The organism is Exiguobacterium sp. N5 (assembly GCF_025842465.1).
Lineage (GTDB): Bacteria > Bacillota > Bacilli > Exiguobacteriales > Exiguobacteriaceae > Exiguobacterium > Exiguobacterium profundum.
Map to the genome: position 1 here is coordinate 1,136,015 of NZ_JAPAEP010000001.1, position 26,160 is coordinate 1,162,174.

Below are 26,160 nucleotides of genomic sequence, written 5' to 3' on the forward strand. Positions count from 1 at the left end.
TCACATGTGGACAACGCTCCTTATTTTTTACGCTCGAAGTTCAGCGCCGTGTGTCGCACGGACCGCCTCAACGATCGTTTCATATGCTGCCGTTACTTCTTCATCTTGTAACGTTCGTGACGGGTTTTGGAACTTGAGTGAGAAGGCAATCGATTTCTCATCCGCTCCAACATTCTCCCCTGTATAGACGTCAAACAAGACGAGGTCAATCAAGAGTGGACCAGCCGCTTGGCGAATCGTTTGTTCCACTGTCCCAGCCGGAATCTCACGTGATAAGACGAGTGCCAAATCTCGTGAAATCGAAGGATAACGTGGTACGTCTTGATAAAGAAGTGTCTCGTCTCCATGAAGTGCCAATAGGTCGAGTTCGAATACATACACTTCCTTCATACCGTAGACGTCTTTTGATGTTCCTGGATGCACTTGTCCGACATATCCGATGACCTCTCCGGCCATCAAGATGTTCGCTGTGCGACCTGGATGCATGTCAGGCATCGATACCGCCTCATACGTGACATCTAGGCGAAGCGTTTGGACTAACGTGTCGACAATCCCTTTTGCGATGAAATAGTCGACCGGGATCCGTGTTCCTTGCGAACGATGATCCATCCATAGACCTGTGACGACGCCAGCTACCCGTTCTTTCTCACGTGGTAACGTTTCTCCGTGCTCCGTATAGACGCGTCCTGTTTCATAAAGTGCGACGTTCGATTGTTGACGCGCCGTGTTGTAACGAGCCGCCTCTAACAACCCAGGGACGAGCGACGTACGAAGGACAGAGCGTTCTTCACTCATCGGCATCGCCAATCGAACGAGCTGATCGGTTTCTCCACCGAAACGTGTCGCATGTGCCTCACTCGTTAACGAGTAGGTAATGGCTTGTGATAAACCTACTCCTTGTAACAAGCGACGTGTCTGCCTGCGCAGTACGTTGATTGCTGGCAAATAGCCTTTCGATTGTGAGGCAGGTAACGTCGACGGGAGACTATCATATCCGTATAGACGTGCCACTTCTTCTGTGATGTCAGCCGGAAGCTCTAAATCCGGACGGCGCGATGGAATGTGTACTGTCAGCACGTCATCCCCTTCTGTCGCGAGACCGAGACGCTCTAAGATGTGAACGATTGTCTGACGATCGAGTGTCATCCCTAAACGCTTGTTTATATAGTCAATCGACACTTGGATTTCTCGGGCACGTGATTCGGCTTCACCTGAACGCACCGCATCATGAATGGCTCCTCCACCGAGTTCGACAATCAATTGCGCAGCACGGTCAAGCGCGAGCATGACACGTTCTGGGTCAACGCCTTTTTCGAAACGAGCGCTTGAATCTGAACGAAGACCGAGCGTACGGCTCGTCTTGCGTACGGATGCCGGATCAAAGTACGCTGACTCTAAAACGATATCTGTCGTTGAAAGATCTACCTCTGTATTGGCACCACCCATGACGCCTGCGATGGCGACCGGGGCTTGCCCGTCCGTGATGACCATCATCGATGAATCGAGCGTGCGCGTCACGTCGTCGAGTGTGACCATTTCTTCTCCATTTTCGGCTTGACGGACCACAATCGAGTTGCCGAGTTTCTTCGCATCGAATGCGTGAAGCGGTTGTCCGATTTCAAGCATCACGTAGTTCGTCACGTCGACAATGTTGTTGATTGGACGGACACCTTCTGCGATCAAGATATTCTTTAGCCATTGTGGCGACTCTGCAATCGTTACCCCTTTGACTTCACGAGCTGCGTAATATGAACAGTTCGGTGTCGCAAGTTCGATAGATACCTCCGATGGTGATGATGACGTGACATCTGCCGTCGGCAACGTGTATGGACGTTCTAAGATGGCCGCAACCTCATGAATGATTCCATAGAGGCTCAAGCAATCTGAACGGTTCGGAGTCAAACCGAGTTCGATGACTTCATCGTCCAAGTCGAGTAAATCGAGCACATCTGCTCCGACTTGTACGGATTCACGGAATGTGTGGATCCCATCCTGCTCGTCTTCCCGAATTTGTTTCTTCTCAAAGCCGAGCTCTTCGAGTGAACAAATCATCCCTTGTGATTCGACACCACGTAGTTTTGCTTTTTTGATTTTTAGTCCTGGTAAGCGTGCGCCAACTTTGGCCACGATCACATGTTGCCCTTCGCGCACGTTCGGTGCGCCACAGACGATTTGAACAGGGTCACATTCTCCGATGTCCACTTTCGTCACGTTTAACTTATCCGCTTCCGGATGTTTCTCACATGAAAGGACCCGTCCGACGACGATCCCAGAAAGTCCTTCCCCACGATTTGTCACACTTTCGACTTCGATTCCGTTCTTCGTAATCAAGTCACCGAGCGCTTCGCCGCTTAAATCGGATACATCAATATATTGATTCAACCATTTTTTTGAAAGTAACATCTGTCTTCCTCCTTAGAATTGCTCGATGAAACGTAAGTCATTTGTGTAGAAATGACGGATGTCATCGACGCCGTGTTTGAGCATCGCCATACGCTCCACTCCGATTCCGAATGCGAATCCTGACACTTTTGATGAGTCATAGCCAGCCATCTCTAAGACATGAGGATGGACCATTCCGCCTCCGAGAATCTCGATCCAACCGGTTCCTTTACAGACGTTACATCCTTTCCCGCCACATTTGAAGCAAGAGATATCGACTTCGACCGATGGTTCCGTGAACGGGAAGAAGCTTGGACGAAGACGAATTTCGCGCGTTTCACCGAACAACTGCTTCACGAACACTTCGAGTGTCCCTTTTAAGTCAGCCATCGAGATGGATTCATCGACAACCAATCCTTCGATTTGCATGAATTGATGCGAATGCGTCGCATCGTCTTCATCACGACGATACACTTTACCTGGACAGATGATGCGAATCGGTTTTCCGTTCGCCTCCAACATCGTGCGAGCCTGTACGGGAGATGTATGAGTACGAAGCAACGTCTCTTCCGTGATATAGAACGAGTCTTGCATGTCTCGTGCCGGATGATCTTTCGGCAAGTTAAGCATTTCGAAGTTATAGAGATCGGTCTCGACTTCAGGACCTTCAGCAATCGTATATCCGAGTCCAACGAACAAATCTTCCATCTCGTCGATGATTTGTTGCAAGAGATGGCTATGGCCAGGAGTCGATGTCCGTCCCGGGAGTGTCACATCAAGCGTTTCCGCTTTTAACTTTTCCTCTAATTCAATCGCCTTCACTTCTTCGATTCGAGCATCGAGTGTGCTTTGAATCGCGGTACGAACGGTATTGGCCAACTCACCGATGACCGGACGTTCCTCAGCAGATAATTTACCCATGCCACGAAGTACTTCAGTCATCGGTCCCTTTTTCCCTAAATATTTGATGCGGACGTCATTCAATGATTTTTGTGTGGATGCTTGTTTGATTTCTTCTAACGCTTCCACTTGTAACTGTTCTAATTGTTCTTTCATATGTTCGCTTCCTCCTCTACATAAAAAAGTCCCTTCAGTCGTTGACTGAAGGGACGAATCATCGCGGTACCACCCTACTTGGCCAATTCATGGCCCACTTGAGAGCATCGTTATCGTGATGCCAAACCGGTGTTGTCTCCAACACGACTCCAGAGTGAATTCAGCGACGAATCCGGCAAAGGCTCTCAGTCACGGCCCTTGCTCCCTGAACGGAATCGGTCATTCGCTTACTATGTTCTTTCAACGTCATATCTTATTCATCGATGTGTTTAACCTATCACGTTTTTCACGTGCTGACAAGATTATTGTAAAGCGATGCGATACATTAAAATACCCGCAGCGACCGCCGCGTTGAGCGATTCTGCATCACCAAGCACCGGAATATGCACACGTGTGTCACAGAGTGCCAATACATCAGCATGAACCCCTTGTGCCTCATTCCCGATGACGAGGGCCACTTTGTCTTCGAATGCAACTTGCTCATACGATGTTGCCTTTGAGAGAGCTGTGCCGTAGACGTGGAATCCATCCTCTTTCAGCTCAGGTAACTTTTCAAGCAAGTCGACCGAGGTCACGTTCACGTGAAACAGTGAACCTTGTGTGGCACGTACGACTTTGGCGTTGAACGGATCGACCGTACCTTTCCCGAGTAACACCGTATCGAATCCGGCAGCATCTGCTGTCCGAATCATCGTACCGAGATTACCCGGGTCCTGTACTCGGTCTAGTACGAGTACTTTCTTCATTGTTCGTTCCACCGGTGTCATCTTGACAACGGCAAACACGCCTTGGGTCTTTTCCGTTTCGGAAAGAAGGTCCGCAACGTGGTCGGATAACTCGAGGACTGGCATATCTTCAAGTCGCCACGTTCCTTTTGGTGAATACGACTCAGCCATGATGAGTTGGACGAGTCGACCGGCACGAATGGCCTCGTCCACCAAATGCTCTCCTTCTACTAGGAATTGACCCGTTTCTTGACGACCTTTTTTCGTCATCAATCGTTTTAATCGTTTAATCGTCTCGCTCTTCGTAGACGTAATCTTCGTCATATTATCCCTCTTTCAACCATTGGACCGTTTCGTGGTCTAAACGTTTCGTCAATGCGACAACGAGTTGTACCGCTGCCTCGTAATCATCCTTATGGATGATGGACACGTTCGTGTGTAAATAGCGGACCGGCACTGTCAATGCGATGGCCGGCATCCCAATCCCAGAAAGATGGAATCGCCCAGCATCTGTACCACCGCCTGGCGTTAAGTCCAATTGATATTTGATGTCTTGCTCTTTGGCCACGTCAACGATGAGGTCGACAAGGCGTGGGTTCGTGACGGTAGTCGCATCAAAGAAGATGACTTGAACCCCGTCCCCGAGTTTTGACAACCCTTCTGCTTGGGTCATCCCCGGCGTATCACTTGGAATGCCTGTATCGACAGCAATCGCGACATCCGGGCGAATCAAGTTGGCAGCGGTCACCGCTCCACGTAACCCGACCTCTTCCTGTACTGTCGCTCCTGTATACACGACGCCTGGGAACGATTCTTCCTTCAGACGTTTTGCTGCTTCGATGGCAATCGCACATCCGATTCGGTTGTCCCATGCCTTCGCCATCAAGAAGTTCTCATTTTTCATGACAGTGAATTCACAATGGGGCACGACCGTATCGCCTGGACGAATTCCCCAATCAGCCACTTCGTCTTTCGACGTGGCACCGATATCTAAGAACATATCTTTGATTTCAACGGGTTTTTTTCGTGCCTCGAGCGGTAGGACGTGAGGTGGTTTCGCACCAATGACACCGGGAATCCTTTCACCAGACCGTGTGACAACATCCATTCGCTGTGCCAACAGCACTTGGTTCCACCAGCCACCGAGCGCTTGGAAACGAAGGAAACCGCCTTCTTCCACACGTGTCACCATGAAGCCGACTTCATCCATGTGACCCGCAATCATGACACGCGGACCTTCAGCATCTCCAGTCACTTGACCAAATAAACTTCCGAGTCCATCCTGTTCAAACGACTCGACATGCGGCTCGAGGTATTCACGCATCAATTGACGGACTTCTCCCTCATTGCCCGGGACGCCTGTTGCATCCGTCAAACGTTTTAACATATGTAACGATTCATTCATACCAATCCGCTCCTTTTCATTAATATCCTTGATTTTGTCGCTCATGGTTTACTTCATTTTTATTCATGTATGCCAGCAAAATGAGTTGCTCATTAAAACCGAGCGTATAACCAAGTTCGAGATAAGCTGCCATCAGCGTCTCGTACATGGCTTCCGTTTTTGAAAGACCAAAATTCGTCACTTTTCGATAAATATCTAAAAAAGCATCAGTCGCATCAAGATATGAACTTCCCGCAGGAAACGCATCTCGTTCATACCCAAGCGCAAGACCAAGTGACAGTAAGAAATGAATGCCGTCTACATATTCTTCTAAGATCACATCTTGAGGCGACGGTCCTTTCTTCGACCAAAACTTAAAGCTACGTGTTTCGTTAGCCAGTTCACCGAGCTCGACAAGCAGCGCCAGTAACCGTTCATCGAATTGATTGCCGGATAATCCATGTTGTGCTTTGATCCGCTCGTCTAATTCGCGCTGCCGATCAAACAATGTTGTCCAGTTCACCGGATGTTCCTCCTCTATCTCCACTTATAGCAGTACTAAAATCATTAAAGACCAGCCCACTGCTAAAATCAATACTTGTAATTGAAGCAGTTTTGGGGCATGAACCGTCTTCTTCCGAGTCAGATGAAGACCGAACAAGGCACCGATGGCTCCTCCTGCATAGGCGAATAGGACGTTAAAGTCACCTTTCCCTTGCGTATACTGTTTCGCTTGGATATAGGTGTAAACGTTCAAGACAATGAGCGCTAAGGCGACGATGGCAACAACCGATTGATTCATACGCTTTCCTCCTTCTCTTAATTCTAAGAAATTCTAAAGAAAAAAGAAAGCGCCGAGAGAGTGTCTCGGCGCTGTCGATTGAACGATTACGCGTTCAATTTTGATTTAGCTGTTTCAGCGAGTGACGCGAATGCCTGTGCATCTGTCACAGCAAGCTCAGCAAGCATCTTACGGTTGATGTCGATTCCTGCAAGCTTGAGGCCGTGCATCATACGGCTGTATGAGAGACCGTTTGTACGTGCTGCCGCATTGATACGTGTGATCCAAAGACGACGGAAATCACGTTTCTTCTGACGACGGTCACGGTAAGCGTACATGAGTGACTTCATGACCTGTTGTTTTGCTACTTTAAATAGAATGTGTTTCGAACCAAAGTATCCTTTGGCAAGTTTAATTTGCTTTTTACGACGTTGACGAGTCGTATAACCGCCTTTTACGCGTGGCATATGGATTCCCTCCTAAATTGTTTCTGTATTACTTCGCGATCATGTTGCGAATGCGTTTGAAGTCTCCAGCTGATACGATAGCGCCTTTACGGAGCTTACGTTTCGCTTTAGTCGATTTGTTTGCGAACAAGTGACTTGTGTAAGCGTGTGAACGCTTGAGTTTACCTGATGCTGTACGTTTGAAACGTTTTGAAGCACCGCGGTGCGATTTCATTTTCGGCATGAGTATTTCCTCCCCACTGAGAATCGATAATTAATCTTCTTTGTTCGGAGCCAGCACTAAGAACATGCTGCGTCCTTCCATCTTCGGCTTTTGTTCAACTGTTGCCAAATCGGCACATTCCGCTGCCATTTTGTCCAAAACACGTTTCCCGATTTCCGAGTGTGTGATGGCACGTCCGCGGAAACGAATCGAAGCCTTCACTTTGTTTCCTTTTTCAAGGAACTTGCGTGCATTACGCAATTTTGTTTGGAAATCGTTGTCCTCGATTGTTGGACTGAGACGTACTTCTTTCATTTGGATGACTTTTTGGTTTTTACGCGCTTCTTTCTCCTTTTTCTGGAGTTCGAAACGGTACTTCCCATAATCCATAATTTTAGCGACCGGTGGATTTGCTTTATCCGCGACTAAGACGAGGTCTAGTTCCGCTTCTTCAGCTAAACGTAACGCATCGTTACGTGATGTCACACCGAGTTGTGCACCGTCTGCGCCAATGAGACGTACTTCACGGGCACGAATGTTTTCGTTGATAAAGAGCTCTTTGCTAATGGTTAGCACCTCCATCGTGCGATTGCACGAGATTTAGATTGACAAGACAACATGGCAATAAAAAAAGCGTCGGCAGTTTCCCACCCACACATCAGTTGAGGTCATAAAACGGCAGACGATGCCGAATGAACCAAGAACTTGATGGACCTGCCTGATGACTCTCAGACGAGGTGAAAAGCGGGTGCTTCTGCTTTGTTGTTTTTAATCACTATGTCATCTTAGCACTAGCAGGAAAAGATGTCAAGATATCGCGCATGAATAATTGGTAGCTCACACTTTTATGATGATACCAGTCATTCTCTCGTTTCGCAATACCTTTTCAAAGGGAATAATGAAATATCAAAGGAGGGATCGACATGAACTGGCGAAAAGATGTATCGCGAGAGCATGACTACCATGATCAAGTCCAGCAGATTGTCAGTAAGACGATGCAAGCACATGGGCTAGAAGACGAAAAATTACAGGCGGTATTGACAGACTTACTAGAAGAAATGAATCGCATCACTTTAAAAATCGTCGATGACCACGAGTCGGCTCAAAATTATATCCATAAACGGTGGTACTAAAAAAGGGCAGGCGCCCTTTTTTAGTACCACTTAGTTTGTAAGTGACTTGAAGAAGTTCCCGATCGCCTCAAACAATCGGGCAAAGAATCCTTTTACTTCTTCTTGTTCGAGGAATGCCTGCACATCTTGACCCGCATCTTTCAATCCACTACTGATCGCTGACCAATCAAGATTTGCTTGCTGCATGTTTTCGAATAGCGTCGTCAGTTGATCGAGTTGACCCTCAGACAACTGAACGTTATTTTGATTCAATACTTGAATGACGATGTCACGAATCTCAATATTTGTCTCTGGCATCTGATTTGCGATTTCCGCTTTAATCTCGTTCATGAGACCTGCTACGTCCTCTTGTCCGACTGTCTTACCGATTTCAGACGTGACCGCCAGCTCTTCTTGCGCCAATTCTTTTCGTTCATCCGACAGTTCAATCCCGGTCTCGGCCGCGGTCTGATCATATGCCTTCATAATTCCCGTCAAGGCCGAGGTACCCGTCACGTTAATCGGTGACGTGATATAAATATCGGCATCCGTCACACCCGCCGTGACGAGGGCGTTCGCATACATATCTTTCGTGACCCACGTCACGTTTTCCGTCTGAATATCAAGACCAGTCCCGTTCGTCAACTTGATTCGGGCAGACGAGTACATGCCGCCTCCACGCTGTGCTTGCGGGACCGAATCACCTAAATACTTTTCTTCATCTGCGGCAGTCGCGATAATGGGTTCGATTCCTTCTGGGGCATCCATACGCTCAAGTACCCATTTTTGTTGCTCTGAAGATAATGATTCACCAAGGGTTACAATCGTATCATTGACGATTGCCTCCGCTCCGACTTTCGGAAGCGCTCCTGTGAACGCAACCGCTCCAATAGTAAGTGCCAATACTGGCTTCATATAATTCATTAAGTATCACTCCTTACGTTTACGATACGTGTAGATGACCAAATACACATCCGTCTATAGACCGAAAAAAACCACCCTTCTGGTTGGAAAGGTGGTCCCTAACTTAACGTGAACGGTTCGCAATCTCATCTGTGAGCGATGCGATGAATTCATCAAGTGAAGCAGAAACTTGTTCCTGCTGACCGTAGCGGCGAATATTGACCGCACGCTCATCTCGCTCTTTATCGCCAAGAACGAGCGTCATCGGAATCTTCTTCATTTGTGCTTCACGAATCTTATAGCCTAGTTTCTCGTCACGGAGATCCGTTTCGACACGAACACCACGTTTGACAAGTTCTGCTTTCACTTCTGCGACGTATTCGTCGTGGACGTGTGAAACCGGGATCAACTTGACTTGGACCGGTGCGAGCCATGTCGGGAACGCGCCTTTATACTCTTCAATCAAGTAAGCGACAAACCGTTCCATCGTCGAGACGACACCACGGTGCAAGACGATTGGACGATGGTCCTTACCGTCTGGCCCAGTGTATGTCAAATCGAAACGTTCCGGAAGCAAGAAGTCGAGTTGGACAGTCGAGAGCGTCTCCTCTTTCCCAAGTGCCGTCCGTACTTGTACGTCAAGTTTCGGTCCGTAAAATGCCGCTTCGCCTTCTGCTTCGAAGTACGGAAGTTCGAGCTCGTCCATCGTTTCCTTCAACTGACTTTGTGCCATTTCCCAAATGGCATCGTTATCGAAATACTTCTCTTTATCAGCAGGATCGCGATACGAGAGACGGAAACGATAATCTTTTATGCCAAAGTCAGCGTATACTTCTTGAATCAAATGAACGATGTCTTTGAATTCTTGCTTCATCTGTTCAGGTGTAACGAACGTATGTCCATCATTCAATACCATATAACGAACACGTTGTAGACCTGTGAGCGCCCCTGACATCTCGTAACGGTGCATCCCGCCAAGCTCAGCGATTCGAAGTGGAAGTTCGCGGTACGAACGTGGCTCATGTTTGTAGATTGTCATGTGGTGCGGGCAGTTCATCGGACGAAGGACGAGTTCTTCGTTGTCCATCTCCATTTTCGGGAACATGTCGTCTTGATAGTGATCCCAATGACCAGATGTCTTATACAAGTCGACCGAACCGAGAACCGGTGTGTAGACATGTTGATATCCGAGTTCGAGTTCTTTATCAACGATGTAGCGCTCGACCGTACGACGAATCGCAGCCCCTTTCGGAAGCCACATCGGAAGCCCTTGACCGACTTCTTGTGAAACGAAGAAGAGGTCGAGTTCTTTCCCGAGTTTACGATGGTCGCGTTCTTTCGCCTCTTCAAGAAGACGCAAGTGTTCAGCGAGTTGTTCTTTCGTCGCCCACGCTGTCCCGTAAATACGCTGTAGCATCTTATTGTCTGAGTCCCCGCGCCAGTAGGCACCAGCCACGCTCATCAATTTGAAGATTTTCAACTTCGATGTTGACGGGACGTGAGGTCCACGGCAAAGGTCAAAGAACTCACCTTGATGATAGATTGTAAGGGTTTGATCAGCAGGAATGTCCTCAATCAACTCAATCTTGAGCGGATCTCCCAATTCTTTATAACGAGCGAGCGCCTCGTCACGGGAAACGACTTCACGTGTGATTTCTAAGTTTTCGTCGACGATGCGTTTCATCATCTTTTCGATTTCAGGAAGGTCTTCCTCATTGATGCGACGATCCATCTCGATATCGTAATAGAACCCGTTCTCAATCGTCGGTCCAATTCCGAGATAGATGTTGTTGTCTTCTCCGTATAACCGTTTGATCGCTTGAGCCATCAAGTGCGCTGACGAGTGACGCATCAAATCAAGACCATCTTCCGAGTCCGGCATCACGAGTTCGATTTTGCCGTCATGTTCGATTGGACGACGATAGTCGATGAGTTCTCCGTCTAGTTTTGCTGCGATTGCCTTTTTACGAAGTCCCGGACTGATCGAGCCCGCGACGTCTTCTGCTGTGACGCCTGCATCAAATTCTTTTACCGCGCCATCTGGAAATGTTAATTGAATCATGTACATCTGTCCCCTCTCAAAAAATGAATATAAAAAAAGCCCATCCCTCAAAAAGGGACGAGCTTTGATTCTCGTGGTACCACCCTCGTTCCCAAGCAATCTGCTTGGCTCGAACACACGATAACGAGTGTGAATCGCCGCACGATTGACCCGTACGGTGCTCTGAGGGAGTAAATCCATCGTCGTCGTTAGGAAGCTTCCACCGCCCTTCCCTCGCTAAAACTCGTCTCGATGATCCATATCCTCTTCTATGCATCCTTTATATGCTTCTTAGTATAGTCAACTCACCAAAGAAAAACAATCCTTTACCGACGGCGATTTTCACCCTTTAACTCAATTTGGGTCGTCGTCGTGGAAATACGTTGCATGAGTCGCTGTGCCTTCATTTTATTTTGCGGCGAACCATCGATTGAAAAGTGCGTCTCGAGTTCTTCTCCGCTAAAGTTTGAACTGTAGAGCGTCGGCAAGCGATGCATCATCCGATACTGAAGAATGATCCCGAACAATTCATCTCGTACCCACGGACTGATGGCTTCAGCTCCGATGTCATCAATCAGTAAGACTGGCACATGTTGAAACGACGTCAAGAAAGAGTCGAACGACTCGGTACGAATTTTGCGTTTCGCCTCCGACACAAAGCCCGGAGCATGGACTAGAATCGTCTCGATGTCCGCCACCTTCAACTCATTGGCGATTGCGGCGAGTAAATATGTCTTCCCGACGCCAAAACTACCATGGAGATAGAGGCCGTTCACTTTTTGACGAGACTTCATCCCTGTTACAAATCGCATCGCTTCACGCAATGCGATTTTACGCGCGTCGTCGCCCCAATCGAAAGATTCGAAACTCGCCTCGCGAACTTCTTCCGGTAAAAACAAACTTTTGAATTTACGGTCCATTTCTTTTTGTCGTCTCGCCTGGCGATGTGCGACCGTTTCTTCATATCGAATTGCAATCTGTCCTAAATCGACATAAAGTACCGGTTGATGGCCTGGGATGACGGCCTGATCTTCTCTGAACGTTTTTCCATCCATCTGTTCCGCGTACTCACTCAGTTTGGTAAACCCGATTTCAATCGCCTTCTCCTCTAACTCTGGATGAGCGTTCAAAAATGCGATGACACCCGGGTGGTTCAGTGTACGTCTGCGAATCGACTCGTACGCCTCCCGAACTTCTTTTCGGTTCATCAACTGAGACAGCGACTGATTGATTCGTTCCATCCCCTCACCCCTTCTCTTTCAATTCATTTAATAGTTTCACAAGTTCCGCGTCATCCGGTACGGACGACTCGAGTTCTTTTTTCCTCGCTTGGTCGTATGAGCGCTGTTGTTTCGCCTCGTCCTCGAGCCATTTCGGCATATCCCCTTGTTGGGGTTTCCGTCGTGACCCGACTGTGGTGCGTTGCACACTCTCACGTTTTTGCTGTTTCTTCTCGATGAGCGCATCTTGAGATTCTTCACGCTCTAGCGCTTCTTTTGCATTCGTATAGCCCGCTGTTTTCCAACTCGTCGCAATGCGCAAGACATAGTTCTCGCTCAGCCGCGTCTGCTTCTTCACTTCGATACAGTAATAGAAGAGCGCATTGATGACCCCTGGCGCGAGACCGAGTGTGTCGACGAGTTCAATGACTAACTGTTCATCACTTTTTGAAAGTTGCGGGGTCTTCCGAAGCGTCGAGACATATTGATGTGGGTGTGCGGACTCCATCACTTCGGGATCATGCAAATCTCCTAGTTTCGTCTGTTCAAGTTCGACGGTCTTCTCTTTCCGGTGGCGCGTCTGTTTCTTCTTCAACTGCAGAACCATTTGACGACAACCGTCCCGCTTCTCTTGTTCGCTGAGTGGCAGGTACGCCTCATGTACGAAATATTCTTTCAACATTTCCGCCATCGTCTCTTCATCGAGTTGTGACACGTAGGCCAATTTTGTGATCGTTTCGTCTAATTTTTTCGTGAAAAATCCAACTGGAAAATTCGTCAGTTTTTTCACAATTTCCATATCGAACGAATAGTTGATCTCAATCTTAGCCCGGTCCGGCTTTTCATAATTTTTTTGTGTGAACGCACGATGGTTCACTCCTTTGACATCAAATACTTCATTGAAATCCTTTGTCACTTCGACGATGCCTGCGGGCAACGGATCAATCGTAAAACGCCCTTGCAGTTGTTTGAATCGTACTTCCCCGACTTTATAGAAGAGGAAACTCGACAGTAACCCATCATTCAAAAACGTGTGCGGTGCAAGCGGAACACGTAACTGATAAACGTATTGTGTCAATCGAGCGTCTTTTGTTTTATAGGTTCGCACTAATCCGATCGCTTCTAAGCGGAACAAACTGTCCATTAACTCATTGATGGAGAACTCCAACATCTCACACAATGCACTATGGGACATATAGTTGGATTTCATTTTGCCCGGTTTTAGTTCGCTCCATAACGTTTGATAGAGTGCGAGCGCCTTCACCCCGATGACAGGTTGATATAAGTGGTAAAGGGACTGGTACGATTCACGGTCGACTAGACCGGTACTCATGATTAACAATTCGTCCGTCCCAAAGATTGTACGTTCTTTCTCCATGGCTCTCTCCCTTGAAAAAGGGCGACCAGCAGGCCGCCCTTTAGTTGGTCGAATTTTCTTGCTTCATTAAATCTTCAAGTTCTTTAAAGAACACCGTGATGTCTTTGAATTGACGATAAACCGATGCAAACCGAACATATGCGACTTCATCGACTCGTGCAAGTTCATTCATCACAAGCTCGCCTACTTGTTCACTTGGAATTTCTGACTGGGCGAGGGCACGGAGTTGCTGTTCGACTTTCGTCACAACCCCTTCGAGCTGTTCAAGTGTGACAGGTCGTTTCTCGCACGCCCGAATAATGCCGCGAAGCACTTTTTCACGACTGAACTCTTCACGATTTCCATCTTTTTTAACAATGATGAGCGGTGTCTGTTCAACCGTCTCAAACGTTGTAAACCGATACCCACATTTTTCACATTCACGACGACGTCGAATCGAATAATGGTCTTGCACCGGACGGGAATCGAGCACTCTCGTTCCATTATGATCACATTTCGGACAACGCATGCTCAAACCTCCTTATCGTTCGACTGTTTTATTACCAATGGCACGTAACGGGAATTGTTGCGTGAGCGCCTCGTAGTAGTGCGATACAATTTGCGAGAGGTCTGCACCGAGTCGCTGTTCACGGTTTAATGTAAAATCGACAGCCGTCCGGCCGCCATCCACTTGTACAATCGTGATGAGCCCGTCCCAGCCTTCTCCGAGAAACGAAAGTTCTCCTCGATTCGCATCGATTCGACGAACCGTCTGACCGTTCTCTTGAATTTTTCCTTCTAACCATTGCAACATCGCATGTGACGATGCCGCATAGTAACGTGTTTGGAGCATTTCATTTTTATGTGTATCTTTCGTTTCAATATGTGTTTGTAACTTATCTAACAGTCCCATAATCCACCTCAACGCCTGAGTTATATACGTTAAGCATATCAAAATTAAGGCGACAACAAAACAATTAAAAGGGCTGACCGTTAAACGGTCAGCCTCAAAAGGTCAATCTGATTTATTTGCTGATTGCCACTTGCGCTTCCGGAACACGAATTGGTCCCATTCCACGCTCAAGTTTCACATCTTCACGTACTTTTGCATCCAATCCTTCAGCAATATACTGCGATGCTGTAGCCGGATCGATTCGATCTCCACATGTAAACACGTCAACTGACGCATAGCCATGTTCTGGGAAACTGTGAATCGTTAAGTGTGATTCTGAAATGATGACGACTCCACTTACACCGTGTGGCGCAAATTTGTGGAATGCAACTTCGCGGACTTCAGCGCCCGAACGAAGAGCAGCATCGACGAACAAACGCTCGATGTAGTCGATATCATTTAATTTGTCGGGATTGCACTCCCAAAGTTCTGTAATAATGTGACGTCCCATAGTATCCATATTAGTGGATCCCCCTTTACATCAATGGTCTCAAAGTAGTTGATGATCACTCACTTTGTGCCTGAATCGCCCACAACCACGGGGGCAAGTTAGTCCTAAGAGGTCCTAACCCTTTAAGTTGCGTTTGTCAGACCAATTGAAGTTCACGAAATTGAGTGTAACGTGTTTGGGACGTCGTTACAAGACATTTGATAAAAAAATCTGAAAAATATTTCTCCGCACGTAATATTTTTCTAGGCGTGTGTTTCTTGTTGCCCGATTTGAAGATAGCTGGCCACCATATCCAACAAGTCCACGACACGGCATGAGTAGCCCCATTCATTGTCATACCATGCGAGTACTTTGACATGATTCCCTCCGAGTACCATCGTCGAATCCATGTCGATAATCGACGAGCAATCGTCCCCGTTGAAATCGATAGAGACGAGCGGTTCGTGAGAAACGCCTAAAATACCCGTCATTTCTCCATACGCTGCCCGTTCAAACGCTTCATTGACTTCATCGACCGTAACATCTCGGTGGAGTTCGACGACCAAGTCGACAAGTGATACGTTCGGAGTCGGTACACGGAGTGCCATTCCGTTTAACTTCCCTTGTAGTTCCGGCATCACCAGACCAATCGCCTTAGCCGCTCCCGTTGATGTCGGGATGATGGAACTGCCACACGCACGCGCGCGCCGCAAATCTTTATGCGGGTTGTCAATATTGTTCTGGTCGTTCGTATAGGCGTGTACCGTCGTAATCAGTCCCGTCTCGATACCGAACGTCGAATGCAAGACCTTCACGACAGGTCCGAGACAGTTCGTCGTACACGATGCGTTTGAAATGATATGGTCTTCCTCCGGGCGATAGTCACGATCATTGACCCCCATCACGATCGTGCGTAAGTCCCCTTTACCCGGTGCGGTCAAAATCACTTTTTTCGCGCCTGCCTCAAGATGAAGTCTTGCCCCGCTATCGGAGTTAAACTTCCCGGTCGCTTCGACGACGATGTCGATTTCAAGGTCTGACCAAGGCAACCGTGATGGATCACGTTCCGAAATAAGTTCAATCCGTTTCCCATCGACTTCGAGCGCATCCCCATGCGCACGTACTGTCAATCCGAATGGACCGTGAATCGAGTCATGTTTAATAAGATGCGCAAGTGTTTCCGCCGGATAACTTGCGTTAATCGCCACCACTTCATGACGTCCCTCGAGCATCAATTTTCGAAATACCATTCTTCCGATTCGACCAAATCCGTTAATTGCCACTTTTGTCCCCATGATAGATCCCCCTTTTTCTACATTACGGTTTCATTATAACGGATAGCTGTAAGCGTTTTCACTATGATTCGTCACATTTTTTTCGTTTTTCTTTGTTTATTTTTTGAAAATGAGGGAAATTTCTTGGCGTAACAGACAAGAGAAAGGAGGCGTCATGATGTTTGATTGGGGAGATATCGATAAATTCTTTATTTCGTTCTTTATCATTTTACCGATTGTGACGTTAATTCATGAGCTTGGTCACTTCTTCTTCGCAAAGTTGTTCGGCGGCTCACTCGATATGCAAATCGGTACCGGGAAGAAAATGTTTAAAGTAGGTCGTTTACAAGTAAATCGTGTTTATTTTTACGATGCATGGTGCCAGTTCACTGATTTAAAATGGAGCAACAAGGTCACCCGTACGCTAGTCTATGGCGGTGGAGCCATTTTCAATTTAGCGAGCATCTTAATCGTCAACGCGTTCATTCTTCGACGAGATATTGAACCGACACTCTATACGTATCAGTTCGCCTATTTCTCGTTCTACTATATCTTCTTCTCACTCTATCCCATCTATTATTCGAACGGTCATCCTAGTGATGGACGTGCGATTTATGATACATGGAAAAAAGGGTCTCCAGAATCCGATCCATTAAACTAAAAAGAAGGCGATATCAGTCGCCTTCTTTTTGTATCGTTTGAAACTGTTCGACCAGACGATTGATTTGTGGAGGAAGGTCCCCTAATGCCCCATTATTGTTTATGAGGAAATCCGCCTGGTGCTTTTTATCTTCAATTGGAATCTGTGAACGAATACGGGCTAACGCCTCTTCTTTCGTCAATCCATTCCGTTCCATGAGACGCATCAGTTGAATCTCTTCACGGCAATAGACGACGACGGAATAATCAACCAGATCGAGCATCGTTCCTTCAAACAGTAACGGAATATCAAAAATGACGACAGGTTCCCCCGATGCCTCATACGTTCGCATTTGCTCATTCATTTCTTCTCGAATCGCTGGATGCATCAATTGATTCAATTGCTGACGTTTTGCTTCATCATGGAAGATTTCCCGACCGAGCGCAGGACGGTTCAGCACGTCGCCCACAAAACACTTTGGAAATGCGGCCCTTACCCCTTCAATCGCCTTTCCTCCTGGTTCAACGACCGTCCTTGCAATCAAATCGGCATCGATAATCGGAATGCCTCGTTCTCGAAACAGTCGCGATACCGTAGACTTCCCGGTTGCAATTCCACCAGTCAATCCAATCTTCAACATACACGTCCACCCCTTAACGTTGTTGACAGTGCGGACAGTAATGCGTACCTCGCCCGCCCAATTTCATCTTTTCAATTTCATGTCCGCATCGGCGGCACGCTTCTCCGGTCTGTCCATATACGTAGAGCCTCTCTTGAAACGTTCCTGTGGCGCCATCTGGATTGGCATAACTGCGAATCGTACTACCTCCACGCTCAATAGCCTCAGTCAAGACAGCAACGGCTTCAGTCCGCACACGGTCGACTTCTTCATGGGACAAACTTGCGGCCGGTCGTGTCGGATGGACACCCGCACGAAACAACGTCTCATCTACATAGATGTTACCTAATCCAACAAAGATGGACTGATCGAGGAGGGCGGTCTTAATCGCGCGTGTCTTCATGCGCTCTAAACGTCGGTGTAACACCTCGGTTGTCACACGCTCGTCAAACGGCTCGTACGCAAGTAATGAGAGCGGTGGTGTGGTATGAATCGTTTCATTCGTCCGCAACTCCATCGTACCGAATTTACGGACATCATTATAGTGTAGAGTCGATTGGTCCGTAAACGTAATCACGATATGTGTATGTTTTACCGGTTCTGTAATGGAGTCATAAGGGAAAAACTTCCCTTCCATGCGAAGATGGGAGACGAGATACCCGTTCGTCAATTTGAATAAGATGAATTTCCCCCGACGTTCCACATCCGTAATCGTTTCTCCAATCAAATGGTGAACCCATTCTTCGGGGTCGAGCCCGCGGATAATTTTAGGGTCGAGGACATCGACAGACTGAATCGTTTTTCCTGAAACGGCAGGTCGCAACCTACGACAGACCGTTTCGACTTCTGGTAATTCTGGCATACTGATTTCCTTTCTATCCGTTTATTTCGTGTCAAACCATGTCGTTCCAACCGCTCCGTCCGCACGTAACGGGACATCAAGTGTGACCGTATGTTCCATCGCTTCGGTCACAAGTTTTTCTAATGCTTCCATCTCTTCGGCCGGACCTTCGAATATCAATTCATCGTGTACTTGTAACAACAGCTTAGATTGAAGTTTTGACGTGTTTAACGCATGATCGACATCAATCATCGCTTTTTTAATAATGTCCGCTGCCGTTCCTTGAATCGGTGTGTTGATTGCGGTACGTTCAGCAAACCCACGCAAGTTGAAATTACGAGAATGGATGTCCGGGATGTTCCGGCGTCGTTTCAACATCGTCTCGACGAACCCGTGTTCACGTGCCCGTTCAATCGCGGCATCCATGAACGTCTTCACCCCAGGGAACTGTTCAAAGTACGTATCGATAAAGGTCTGCGCTTCTTTTCGTGTAATCCCTAGGTTTTGTGAGAGTCCATAATCACTGATGCCATAGATGATTCCGAAGTTGACGGCTTTTGCTTGACGACGCATGAGTGACGTAACTTCTTCAGTGGAAACTTTAAACACGTTCGCCGCCGTCGACGTATGAATATCCTCATCGTGAAGGAAGGCTGCCATCATCTTCTCATCTTGTGACATATGTGCCATGATGCGCAGTTCGATTTGAGAGTAATCGACCGCATAGAGTACCCATCCCGGTTCACTCGCGGTAAACGCTTTACGGATGCGACGCCCCTCTTCTAATCGAATCGGAATATTTTGAAGGTTCGGGTTAACCGACGAAAGCCGTCCCGTTTGAGTAAGCGTCTGTGTATAACGCGTATGAATCTTGCCATCATCCTTCACGACTTTCTGCAAGCCTTCGACATACGTGGACTGAAGTTTGCCAAGTTCACGATAATGCATGATTTTCTCAATGATCGGATGAAGCGGTGCCAATTTTTCGAGGACATCCGCTGCCGTTGAATATCCTGTTTTCGTCTTTTTCACAGGAGGGAGTGACAGTTTTTCAAACAGGACGACCCCTAACTGTTTCGGTGAGTTGATGTTGAACGGTTCGCCGGCTAATTCATGAATCGTGATCTCGAGTGCGTTTAGACGTTCACGTAGGTCCGTTTCCATATGTTGAAGGGTTTCGACATTTACGTGGATACCGGCCCACTCCATCTCGGCCAATACGGAGACGAGTGGTTTTTCAAGCGCCTCATAGAGTTCTGTCTGTTCATTCTCTTTCAACTCCGAAACAATGCGTTCAAACAATGTATAGATGGCGTACGCCTTTTCTGCGAGATGAGCATGAAAAACATTCTCTTCCGGCACCTTGATTTTTGCACCTTTTCCGTAGACCGTTTCATCTTCCTCAAGAGGATACGTAAAGTGTGCAGCAATCGAGCTGAGAGACGTCCCACCAGATAGGTTGAGCAAATACCCTGCGACAAGCAGGTCTTCATACCCACGCAGTGCCAATTGGTGACGTTTCAATTGAATAATTGTCTGCTTCGCATCGAGACAAATCGTCGTCTTCGTCTCGTCTTCGATCCATTCCTTGACCCGTTCGTCCTCAAGAAGCGTCACATCTCCAATCGTGACACCTCGTTCCGACGCGATCGCCACTCCAATCACGTCTTCTTCAAAATAATCATCATGCAGCTGTTCAAGCATTAACACAGCTCGCGATAAATCTTGATCGGCCAACGCGATTGTTGGTCGTACCGCTTTTTCAACCGGTTCTTCTGAAGAGGTATCCGACAGTTTGCCGATGAGTGACTTGAACTGTAAATCCATAAATAACGTTTTGACGACCGAAGCGTCATATGGCTTAAAGAGAAGTTCATCCATCGTCACATCAATTGGTACATCCGTGTAAATGGTCGCCAACTGTTTCGACATTTTCGCTTCTTGTTCATTCGCCTCTACTTTTTCCTTTTGCTTCCCTTTCAACTCATCCGTATGTTCGTAAAGGGCCTCGACGGTACCATATGTGGCAATCAACTTCAGTGCCGTCTTTTCCCCGACCCCTGGAATACCAGGGATGTTGTCGGATTTATCTCCCATTAATCCTTTTAGATCAATCATCTGAATCGGTTGTAGTCCGTCGTAGCGTTCCTTGAACGCGGTCACGGTCATTTTCTCAACTTCGGTGATGCCTCGTTTCGTCAAATAGACCGTCACACGTTCATTGATCAATTGAAGTAAATCCTTATCCCCCGTCACAACCGTCACCTGATCAAAGGTCGGGTCTTTTGAGAGCGTCCCGATGATATCATCCGCCTCGTATTGGTCAAGCTCTAAGACAGAGATGCCAAACGCCCGACAAACGTCACGCACGAGCGGAAATTGTTCACGCAATTCTCCCGGTGTCTTTTGACGTCCACCTTTGTATTCCGCGAACGTATCGTGACGGAACGTTTTCTTTGACGCATCGAACGCCACAGCAAAATGAGTCGGTTGCTCATCTTCCATTAGTTTCAATAACATCATCGTAAACCCATACACTGCATTCGTATTCCGACCTGACGCATCCGACATCGGAGGCAGTGCAAAAAACGCACGATATGTTAAGGAGTTCCCATCAAGGACTAGTAGTTTATTCATTCAATCGACCTCCATTCTTCTCTTCAACCATCATACCATACGGGTACATGCGTTCGAAAAAAAAGACCCTTTTCTACGAATAGAAAAGGGCCAAATTCTCGATCGTGTGGAGATGAGCACCGATCGAGTCACGAGATGATGAAGAGGTCTCATTCATAGGATAGCAAGGTTTTGTAAAGTAAATATGAACGAACGATAAAGTCATTGTTAAACCCGAGGGAATGTAATGGTAAACGTCGTTCCTTTGCCTTCCTCACTCTCTACGTCGATCGTGGCATGATGCAAATCGATGATGTGTTTCACGATGGCGAGTCCGAGGCCAGTTCCACCCGAGTTCCGACTTCTTGCCTTATCGACACGATAGAAGCGCTCAAAAATACGACTCACTTCTTTTTCGGCGATCCCGATTCCGTTGTCCTTGACGCGAAGTTTATAGGAATCTGCCTTTGCTTCCACGGCGATTTCGACACGACTTCCTTCTGGTGAATAGTTGATGGCGTTGGCGACCAAGTTCATGATGACTTGCTTCATTCGGTTCAGGTCCGCTTGCAAGACGACCGTCCCCTCGTGTTTCGTTTCTAGCTGAATCGACTTCTTGCTCGCCTTTTGACTGAGCAGGAGGCAGACCTCATCCACGAGTTGATTCAGATCGACGGACACCAACTCCATTTGGAAGTCATCCCGCTCCAATCTCGACAATTCAAGGAGATCCTCAACAAGCATCTGCATCCGCGTCGCTTCTTTTTGGATGATGTCTAAAAACTGGTCTCGAAGTTCCGGGACTTCTTTCGCCCCATCCAGAAGCGTCTCACTAAACCCACGAATGGACGTGAGCGGTGTCTTCAACTCATGGCTGACGTTCGCCACGAAGTCTTTCCGCATCTTCTCAAGTCGCTTCAATTCTGTAATATCGTTGAACAACAACGTCGTGCCGCGAAGCATCCCGGTGTCACTGAAAATCGGTGCCGCGGATACCATATACGTTTTTTGATTGAAACCCGTTCGAATCGATAATTGACGGCGATGGACCTCCTCCGTCAGATAGACGTCTTCGATCAGTGTTTCTACCTCGGGACTCGGTAGAATCCCGTGATAAAACTGTCCGATCGATAAATCATCGTATTGGAACATCTCACGGTAAGAACGGTTGACCAACGTGACGATCCCACGCTCATCGACGAGCAGAAGACCCGCCCCCATATACTCGATTAACGATTCGAGTCTCGCCCGTTGCACAGACTCCCCGAGAGAAATCGACTCCAAATTCCGAGCAAGTACGTTGATCGACCCTGCTAGGCTACCTGTCTCCTCATCATTTCTGAGTTCATACACACGGGCCCTGTAATTCCCGTCTGCTAGTTCCCGCAAGACAATCGTCGCCTCATCGATTGGTCGAATAAATTGATTCGTCAAATGTTGAAGCACGAACAAAATAATGAAGAAGGAGAAGAAGAGCGCGAGGGCAATCGTCAACCAGATGCGATTGTACACCCCTTCTAAATCCGATACATAACGGATGAATGTTAAATAGACTGTCCCACCCGTCGCAAGTTCAATCGGTTTTGTGTATTGAATCAACTCGTCCTCATCCGCTTCACCGAACGTCCCTTCCTCAGGGACCATACTCGGATCGATTTTATAATCGATGGACCCGACGCGAAACGGCGTGCCAGCGATTACCTCCATCCGACTATTGAGAAGGAGAATATCAAAGCTGCTCCCGTCATCGATTTGACCGACATACTCACGAATCTCGTCCAATTCGCCTCCTTCGAGGTAGAGGGCTGCCAATTGAGCATCTTCTTTTAGACGATCTCGTTCTGAATCCAGATAAAAGTCTTTGAAGAGCTGCCCAAGGACAATCCCGAGCGTCAGCAAGACACCGGTGACAAGAAAAATGAGAGTCGTCATAAATCTAGAGCGATACGTCTTCATTCCGAAGTCGGCTCCTCCATCTTATAGCCAAGACCGCGAATCGTTTTAATATAGGTCGGTTTCTTCGTTACCGGTTCAATTTTTTCACGAAGGTGACTGATATGAACATCAACAATCCGGGTATCACCCACAAAGTCATAATTCCAAATGGCCGATAATAATTGATCTCGCGTCAACACGCGTCCTTTATTTTTCGCCAAATAGGCTAACAATTCAAATTCTTTCGGCGTCAACTCGAGGCGCTCCCCTTGCTTGAACACTTCGTAGTTTGAAGTGACGATTTTAACATCTCCGATTTGAATGACGTCCTCTTCAACCGCCGATTCTTGCGGGGCAGAACGTCTAAGAATCGCTTTGACGCGCGCGACTACTTCACGTGGGCTGAACGGCTTCGTCAAATAATCGTCCGCTCCGAGCTCGAGCCCCAATACTTTGTCAAACTCATCATCTTTTGCCGTGAGCATTAAAATCGGTGTATTGACTTTTTGCTGACGGAGTCGTTTGCACACTTCAAGTCCATCCATCTCCGGCAGCATCAAGTCGAGCACGATGAGCACGGCGTCCTTTTTCTCAGCCAATTCCAATCCGGTTTTGCCGTCGTGCGCCGTCTCTACTTCAAAGCCAGCCTGTTCTAAATTAAATTTCAATAATGTCGCAATCGATACTTCATCGTCGACAACAATTACTTTATCAGCCACACTGCTTCCTCCTCTTAAACCATCAAATGTCACTTTCTATTTTACAAATCAATGCTTGAAACGACCAACCTCAAAGCAAATCTTTACAAAAACAAAACAAATCCACTTTCAGTGTAGCATGTTCGATAAGAGAGAAGGCGCAAAAAAGGTGCCTCCTGCAACATGACAGGAAGCACCTCAAACTTATAAGACGCTTAATACCGAGCGGACAGAATCCGCAGACTTCGATAGCGCTGCTTTTTCTTCATCCGTCAAGTCGAGCTCTAACACTTGCTCAATTCCATGTTTACCAAGAATCGTCGGGACGCCAAGATACAAATCATGGAATCCGTACTCTCCCTCAAGGTATGCGATGGCCGGTAAGATTCGACGCTGATCTTTTACAATCGCCTCGACCATCTCCACGATGGCAGCGGCTGGCGCATAATACGCCGAGCCATCGCCCAGTAGTTGGACAATCTCGCCGCCACCTTTTCGTGTCCGTTCAACGATTTGCTCGATTCGCTCATGTGGGATGAGTTTTTCGAGCGGGATGCCTCCAGCGTAAGAATAGCGTACGAGAGGCACCATTTCGTCTCCATGACCTCCAAGGACGAATCCGGATACGTCTTTGACAGAAACATTCAGCTCTTGTGCCACAAACGTTCGGAAGCGAGCCGTATCCAATACACCGGATTGACCGATGACGCGTTCTTTCGGGAACCCTGATTCTTTGAACGCCGCGTACGTCATGGCGTCTACTGGGTTCGTCAATACGATCAGGATGGCGTCTGGAGAGTAACGGGCAATCTCTTTCACAACCGAGCGCATGACGTTTGCGTTCGTTGCGACGAGGTCGTCCCGGCTCATCCCCGGCTTGCGCGCGATTCCCGCGGTAATGACAACCACATCGGAATCGGCCGTGTCCGCGTAATCAGACGTACCTGTGACCCACGAATCAAACCCTTGAATCGGTGCCGTTTCTTGCATGTCGAGCGCTTTCCCTTTCGTCGGTCCTACTTTTTCTTCCATATCGAGCAGTACGACATCCCCTAGCTCACGTTGAGCCAAGTACAGTGCAGTCGTTGCACCGGTGAAGCCACTTCCAATAACAGAAATTTTGTTACGACGAATCATGAGCTCTCCTCCTCGGTCGTCTTACATGTTTTTAATCAATTCATCCGCGAACTCTGAACATTTCACTTCTGTCGCTCCGTCCATGAGACGTGCGAAGTCGTATGTGACAACTTTCGAAGCGATCGTTTTCTCCATTGAGTTGATGATGAGGTCAGCCGCTTCGTTCCAGTTCATGTGGCGGAGCATCATCTCACCTGAAAGGATGACTGAAGATGGGTTTACTTTATCAAGACCCGCGTATTTCGGAGCTGTACCATGTGTCGCTTCGAAAATCGCATGTCCTGTGATGTAGTTAATGTTCGCACCAGGTGCAATCCCGATTCCACCTACTTGAGCAGCAAGGGCATCTGAGATGTAGTCACCGTTCAAGTTCATCGTCGCAACAACGTCGAACTCACGTGGACGTGTCAAAATCTGCTGGAGGAAGATATCAGCGATTGAATCTTTGACGATAATTTTCCCTTCAGCTTCCGCTTTCGACTGAGCTTCGTTAGCAGCTGCTTCACCAGATTCTTCTTTGATACGGTCATACTGTGCCCATGTGAACACTTTGTCACCGTACTCCGCTTCAGCGAGTGCATAACCCCAGTTTTTGAAGGCACCTTCTGTGAACTTCATGATGTTCCCTTTGTGGACGAGCGTTAAAGATTTACGGTTGTTCGCAATCGCATATTCAATTGCTGCACGAACCAAACGTTCTGTTCCTTCAGAAGAAACTGGCTTGATTCCGATTCCTGATGTTTCTGGGAAACGGATCTTGTTGACATTCATCTCGTCTTGCAAGAATTTGATGAGTTTTTTCACTTCATCGCTTCCTGAAGCGTACTCGATTCCAGCATAGATATCTTCAGTATTTTCACGGAAGATGACCATGTCTGTATCTTCAGGACGTTTTACTGGTGATGGAACACCTGTGAAGTAACGAACTGGGCGAAGGCATGTATATAAATCGAGTTCTTGACGAAGTGCGACGTTCAATGAACGAATTCCTCCACCGACCGGAGTCGTAAGTGGTCCTTTGATGGCAATCAAGTACTCACGAATTTGATCAAGTGTCTCTGTTGGGAGCCATTCGCCTTTTTCGTTATATGCTTTTTCCCCAGCATATACTTCCATCCATTCGATTTTCTTGTCGCCGCCATATGCTTTTTCAACCGCAGCGTCAAATACGCGAACAGCCGCATTCCAAATGTCAGGACCTGTTCCGTCACCGATAATGAATGGTACGGTCGGTACATTTGGTACGTTCAATACACCGTTTTCAACTGTAATCTTTTGTCCTTGTGTCAACATAATGAATCCCCCTAAGTACATTACTGTAGGTCGACGCGTGCGCCGACCTACGTCACTTGTTAGTTTACCAAACTTTTGTCTAAAATGTGTCTCGA

The 26,160-nt window shown here is 47.5% G+C and carries 26 protein-coding genes; 2 read left to right on the top strand and 24 right to left on the bottom strand.

The genetic code is table 11. The features are described 5' to 3' along the window. Nucleotides 1-27 precede the first annotated feature (27 nt). The 9 genes from pheT to infC all read right to left on the bottom strand — a co-directional run bounded on the left by pheT (nucleotide 28) and on the right by infC (nucleotide 7,579). On the bottom strand, nucleotides 28-2,403 hold the full coding sequence (gene pheT / locus OKS35_RS05905) for a phenylalanine--tRNA ligase subunit beta (protein WP_264092649.1): 2,376 nt from the start codon (nucleotides 2,401-2,403) through the stop codon (nucleotides 28-30). Nucleotides 2,404-2,415: 12 nt separating this feature from the next. After that, the gene (gene pheS / locus OKS35_RS05910) at nucleotides 2,416-3,438 is read right to left on the bottom strand and encodes a phenylalanine--tRNA ligase subunit alpha (protein ID WP_159562521.1); all 1,023 of its coding nucleotides are present in this window, start codon (nucleotides 3,436-3,438) and stop codon (nucleotides 2,416-2,418) included. Nucleotides 3,439-3,740: 302 nt separating this feature from the next. Next, nucleotides 3,741-4,487: a TrmH family RNA methyltransferase gene (locus OKS35_RS05915; protein ID WP_214781552.1), complete on the bottom strand. Its 747-nt coding sequence runs from the start codon at nucleotides 4,485-4,487 to the stop codon at nucleotides 3,741-3,743. 1 nt (nucleotide 4,488) lies between these two features. Next, nucleotides 4,489-5,568, bottom strand: a complete 1,080-nt coding sequence (locus OKS35_RS05920) for a M42 family metallopeptidase (protein ID WP_264092650.1) — start codon at nucleotides 5,566-5,568, stop codon at nucleotides 4,489-4,491. Between the two features lie 19 nt (nucleotides 5,569-5,587). Beyond that, nucleotides 5,588-6,070, bottom strand: a complete 483-nt coding sequence (locus OKS35_RS05925) for a dUTP diphosphatase (RefSeq protein WP_012726694.1) — start codon at nucleotides 6,068-6,070, stop codon at nucleotides 5,588-5,590. 24 nt (nucleotides 6,071-6,094) lie between these two features. Then, nucleotides 6,095-6,349, bottom strand: a complete 255-nt coding sequence (locus OKS35_RS05930) for a hypothetical protein (protein ID WP_147536666.1) — start codon at nucleotides 6,347-6,349, stop codon at nucleotides 6,095-6,097. 86 nt (nucleotides 6,350-6,435) lie between these two features. Next, entirely contained in the window at nucleotides 6,436-6,795 is a 360-nt protein-coding gene (rplT, locus tag OKS35_RS05935; protein WP_012726696.1) for a 50S ribosomal protein L20, read from the bottom strand. Nucleotides 6,796-6,823: 28 nt separating this feature from the next. Continuing rightward, nucleotides 6,824-7,018 (bottom strand): 50S ribosomal protein L35, encoded by a 195-nt coding sequence (gene rpmI, locus OKS35_RS05940; RefSeq protein WP_012726697.1) that lies wholly within the window; start codon nucleotides 7,016-7,018, stop codon nucleotides 6,824-6,826. Between the two features lie 30 nt (nucleotides 7,019-7,048). Beyond that, nucleotides 7,049-7,579, bottom strand: a complete 531-nt coding sequence (gene infC / locus OKS35_RS05945) for a translation initiation factor IF-3 (RefSeq protein ID WP_012726698.1) — start codon at nucleotides 7,577-7,579, stop codon at nucleotides 7,049-7,051. Nucleotides 7,580-7,920: 341 nt separating this feature from the next. On the opposite strand from infC, the gene OKS35_RS05950 reads away from it, so the two are divergent. Further along, entirely contained in the window at nucleotides 7,921-8,130 is a 210-nt protein-coding gene (locus tag OKS35_RS05950) for a hypothetical protein (protein ID WP_012726699.1), read from the top strand. 30 nt (nucleotides 8,131-8,160) lie between these two features. Here the strand turns inward: OKS35_RS05950 and OKS35_RS05955 are convergent, their stop codons facing one another. The 8 genes from OKS35_RS05955 to OKS35_RS05990 form a co-directional block, all read right to left on the bottom strand. Further along, nucleotides 8,161-9,033 (bottom strand): DUF1002 domain-containing protein, encoded by an 873-nt coding sequence (locus tag OKS35_RS05955; RefSeq protein ID WP_084543060.1) that lies wholly within the window; start codon nucleotides 9,031-9,033, stop codon nucleotides 8,161-8,163. 103 nt (nucleotides 9,034-9,136) lie between these two features. Next, entirely contained in the window at nucleotides 9,137-11,080 is a 1,944-nt protein-coding gene (gene thrS, locus OKS35_RS05960) for a threonine--tRNA ligase (RefSeq protein ID WP_074036535.1), read from the bottom strand. A 299-nt stretch (nucleotides 11,081-11,379) separates the two neighbouring features. Beyond that, on the bottom strand, nucleotides 11,380-12,294 hold the full coding sequence (gene dnaI, locus OKS35_RS05965; protein ID WP_074036533.1) for a primosomal protein DnaI: 915 nt from the start codon (nucleotides 12,292-12,294) through the stop codon (nucleotides 11,380-11,382). Between the two features lie 4 nt (nucleotides 12,295-12,298). Then, nucleotides 12,299-13,651 carry a DnaD domain protein gene (locus OKS35_RS05970; protein WP_012726704.1) on the bottom strand — a complete coding sequence of 451 codons (1,353 nt, stop codon included), beginning with the start codon at nucleotides 13,649-13,651 and terminating at the stop codon, nucleotides 12,299-12,301. A 40-nt stretch (nucleotides 13,652-13,691) separates the two neighbouring features. Beyond that, nucleotides 13,692-14,159, bottom strand: a complete 468-nt coding sequence (gene nrdR / locus OKS35_RS05975) for a transcriptional regulator NrdR (RefSeq protein ID WP_012726705.1) — start codon at nucleotides 14,157-14,159, stop codon at nucleotides 13,692-13,694. A gap of 12 nt (nucleotides 14,160-14,171) precedes the next feature. Further along, complete coding sequence (locus OKS35_RS05980; RefSeq protein ID WP_031423166.1) at nucleotides 14,172-14,543, bottom strand: hypothetical protein; 372 nt, start codon at nucleotides 14,541-14,543, stop codon at nucleotides 14,172-14,174. Between the two features lie 112 nt (nucleotides 14,544-14,655). Next, complete coding sequence (speD, locus tag OKS35_RS05985) at nucleotides 14,656-15,042, bottom strand: adenosylmethionine decarboxylase (protein ID WP_012726707.1); 387 nt, start codon at nucleotides 15,040-15,042, stop codon at nucleotides 14,656-14,658. 233 nt (nucleotides 15,043-15,275) lie between these two features. After that, nucleotides 15,276-16,307, bottom strand: coding sequence for a glyceraldehyde-3-phosphate dehydrogenase (locus tag OKS35_RS05990; RefSeq protein ID WP_264092651.1), 1,032 nt, complete (start codon nucleotides 16,305-16,307; stop codon nucleotides 15,276-15,278). Nucleotides 16,308-16,464: 157 nt separating this feature from the next. Here OKS35_RS05990 and OKS35_RS05995 point away from each other — a divergent pair, with 157 nt between their 5' ends. Further along, the gene (locus OKS35_RS05995; RefSeq protein ID WP_196430899.1) at nucleotides 16,465-16,947 is read left to right on the top strand and encodes a site-2 protease family protein; all 483 of its coding nucleotides are present in this window, start codon (nucleotides 16,465-16,467) and stop codon (nucleotides 16,945-16,947) included. Nucleotides 16,948-16,960: 13 nt separating this feature from the next. Here OKS35_RS05995 and coaE read toward each other — a convergent pair whose 3' ends face one another. The 7 genes from coaE to icd all read right to left on the bottom strand — a co-directional run bounded on the left by coaE (nucleotide 16,961) and on the right by icd (nucleotide 26,062). Continuing rightward, on the bottom strand, nucleotides 16,961-17,566 hold the full coding sequence (gene coaE / locus OKS35_RS06000) for a dephospho-CoA kinase (protein WP_012726710.1): 606 nt from the start codon (nucleotides 17,564-17,566) through the stop codon (nucleotides 16,961-16,963). 13 nt (nucleotides 17,567-17,579) lie between these two features. Further along, the gene (mutM, locus tag OKS35_RS06005) at nucleotides 17,580-18,407 is read right to left on the bottom strand and encodes a bifunctional DNA-formamidopyrimidine glycosylase/DNA-(apurinic or apyrimidinic site) lyase (protein WP_214690729.1); all 828 of its coding nucleotides are present in this window, start codon (nucleotides 18,405-18,407) and stop codon (nucleotides 17,580-17,582) included. 21 nt (nucleotides 18,408-18,428) lie between these two features. After that, entirely contained in the window at nucleotides 18,429-21,023 is a 2,595-nt protein-coding gene (gene polA / locus OKS35_RS06010) for a DNA polymerase I (RefSeq protein WP_264092652.1), read from the bottom strand. A 207-nt stretch (nucleotides 21,024-21,230) separates the two neighbouring features. Next, entirely contained in the window at nucleotides 21,231-22,958 is a 1,728-nt protein-coding gene (gene pnpS / locus OKS35_RS06015) for a two-component system histidine kinase PnpS (RefSeq protein WP_031423157.1), read from the bottom strand. Next, entirely contained in the window at nucleotides 22,955-23,656 is a 702-nt protein-coding gene (locus OKS35_RS06020) for a response regulator transcription factor (RefSeq protein WP_074036521.1), read from the bottom strand. Before OKS35_RS06020 ends, pnpS begins: the two co-directional genes overlap by 4 nt. 183 nt (nucleotides 23,657-23,839) lie before the next feature. Further along, nucleotides 23,840-24,772 carry a malate dehydrogenase gene (gene mdh, locus OKS35_RS06025; protein ID WP_214687018.1) on the bottom strand — a complete coding sequence of 311 codons (933 nt, stop codon included), beginning with the start codon at nucleotides 24,770-24,772 and terminating at the stop codon, nucleotides 23,840-23,842. A 21-nt stretch (nucleotides 24,773-24,793) separates the two neighbouring features. Then, on the bottom strand, nucleotides 24,794-26,062 hold the full coding sequence (icd, locus tag OKS35_RS06030; RefSeq protein WP_031423152.1) for an NADP-dependent isocitrate dehydrogenase: 1,269 nt from the start codon (nucleotides 26,060-26,062) through the stop codon (nucleotides 24,794-24,796). Between the last annotated feature and the right edge of the window lie 98 nt (nucleotides 26,063-26,160).

What these genes read in the sequence shown, in the direction of transcription:
- pheT (WP_264092649.1), bottom strand. Translation starts at nt 2,403, where the DNA reads ATGTTACTTTCAAAAAAATGGTTGAATCAATATATTGATGTATCCGAT.
- pheS (WP_159562521.1), bottom strand. Translation starts at nt 3,438, where the DNA reads ATGAAAGAACAATTAGAACAGTTACAAGTGGAAGCGTTAGAAGAAATC.
- OKS35_RS05915 (WP_214781552.1), bottom strand. Translation starts at nt 4,487, where the DNA reads ATGACGAAGATTACGTCTACGAAGAGCGAGACGATTAAACGATTAAAA.
- OKS35_RS05920 (WP_264092650.1), bottom strand. Translation starts at nt 5,568, where the DNA reads ATGAATGAATCGTTACATATGTTAAAACGTTTGACGGATGCAACAGGC.
- OKS35_RS05930 (WP_147536666.1), bottom strand. Translation starts at nt 6,349, where the DNA reads ATGAATCAATCGGTTGTTGCCATCGTCGCCTTAGCGCTCATTGTCTTG.
- rplT (WP_012726696.1), bottom strand. Translation starts at nt 6,795, where the DNA reads ATGCCACGCGTAAAAGGCGGTTATACGACTCGTCAACGTCGTAAAAAG.
- rpmI (WP_012726697.1), bottom strand. Translation starts at nt 7,018, where the DNA reads ATGCCGAAAATGAAATCGCACCGCGGTGCTTCAAAACGTTTCAAACGT.
- infC (WP_012726698.1), bottom strand. Translation starts at nt 7,579, where the DNA reads ATGGAGGTGCTAACCATTAGCAAAGAGCTCTTTATCAACGAAAACATT.
- OKS35_RS05950 (WP_012726699.1), top strand. Translation starts at nt 7,921, where the DNA reads ATGAACTGGCGAAAAGATGTATCGCGAGAGCATGACTACCATGATCAA.
- OKS35_RS05955 (WP_084543060.1), bottom strand. Translation starts at nt 9,033, where the DNA reads ATGAATTATATGAAGCCAGTATTGGCACTTACTATTGGAGCGGTTGCG.
- thrS (WP_074036535.1), bottom strand. Translation starts at nt 11,080, where the DNA reads ATGTACATGATTCAATTAACATTTCCAGATGGCGCGGTAAAAGAATTT.
- dnaI (WP_074036533.1), bottom strand. Translation starts at nt 12,294, where the DNA reads ATGGAACGAATCAATCAGTCGCTGTCTCAGTTGATGAACCGAAAAGAA.
- OKS35_RS05970 (WP_012726704.1), bottom strand. Translation starts at nt 13,651, where the DNA reads ATGGAGAAAGAACGTACAATCTTTGGGACGGACGAATTGTTAATCATG.
- nrdR (WP_012726705.1), bottom strand. Translation starts at nt 14,159, where the DNA reads ATGCGTTGTCCGAAATGTGATCATAATGGAACGAGAGTGCTCGATTCC.
- OKS35_RS05980 (WP_031423166.1), bottom strand. Translation starts at nt 14,543, where the DNA reads ATGGGACTGTTAGATAAGTTACAAACACATATTGAAACGAAAGATACA.
- speD (WP_012726707.1), bottom strand. Translation starts at nt 15,042, where the DNA reads ATGGATACTATGGGACGTCACATTATTACAGAACTTTGGGAGTGCAAT.
- OKS35_RS05990 (WP_264092651.1), bottom strand. Translation starts at nt 16,307, where the DNA reads ATGGGGACAAAAGTGGCAATTAACGGATTTGGTCGAATCGGAAGAATG.
- OKS35_RS05995 (WP_196430899.1), top strand. Translation starts at nt 16,465, where the DNA reads ATGTTTGATTGGGGAGATATCGATAAATTCTTTATTTCGTTCTTTATC.
- coaE (WP_012726710.1), bottom strand. Translation starts at nt 17,566, where the DNA reads ATGTTGAAGATTGGATTGACTGGTGGAATTGCAACCGGGAAGTCTACG.
- mutM (WP_214690729.1), bottom strand. Translation starts at nt 18,407, where the DNA reads ATGCCAGAATTACCAGAAGTCGAAACGGTCTGTCGTAGGTTGCGACCT.
- polA (WP_264092652.1), bottom strand. Translation starts at nt 21,023, where the DNA reads ATGAATAAACTACTAGTCCTTGATGGGAACTCCTTAACATATCGTGCG.
- pnpS (WP_031423157.1), bottom strand. Translation starts at nt 22,958, where the DNA reads ATGAAGACGTATCGCTCTAGATTTATGACGACTCTCATTTTTCTTGTC.
- mdh (WP_214687018.1), bottom strand. Translation starts at nt 24,772, where the DNA reads ATGATTCGTCGTAACAAAATTTCTGTTATTGGAAGTGGCTTCACCGGT.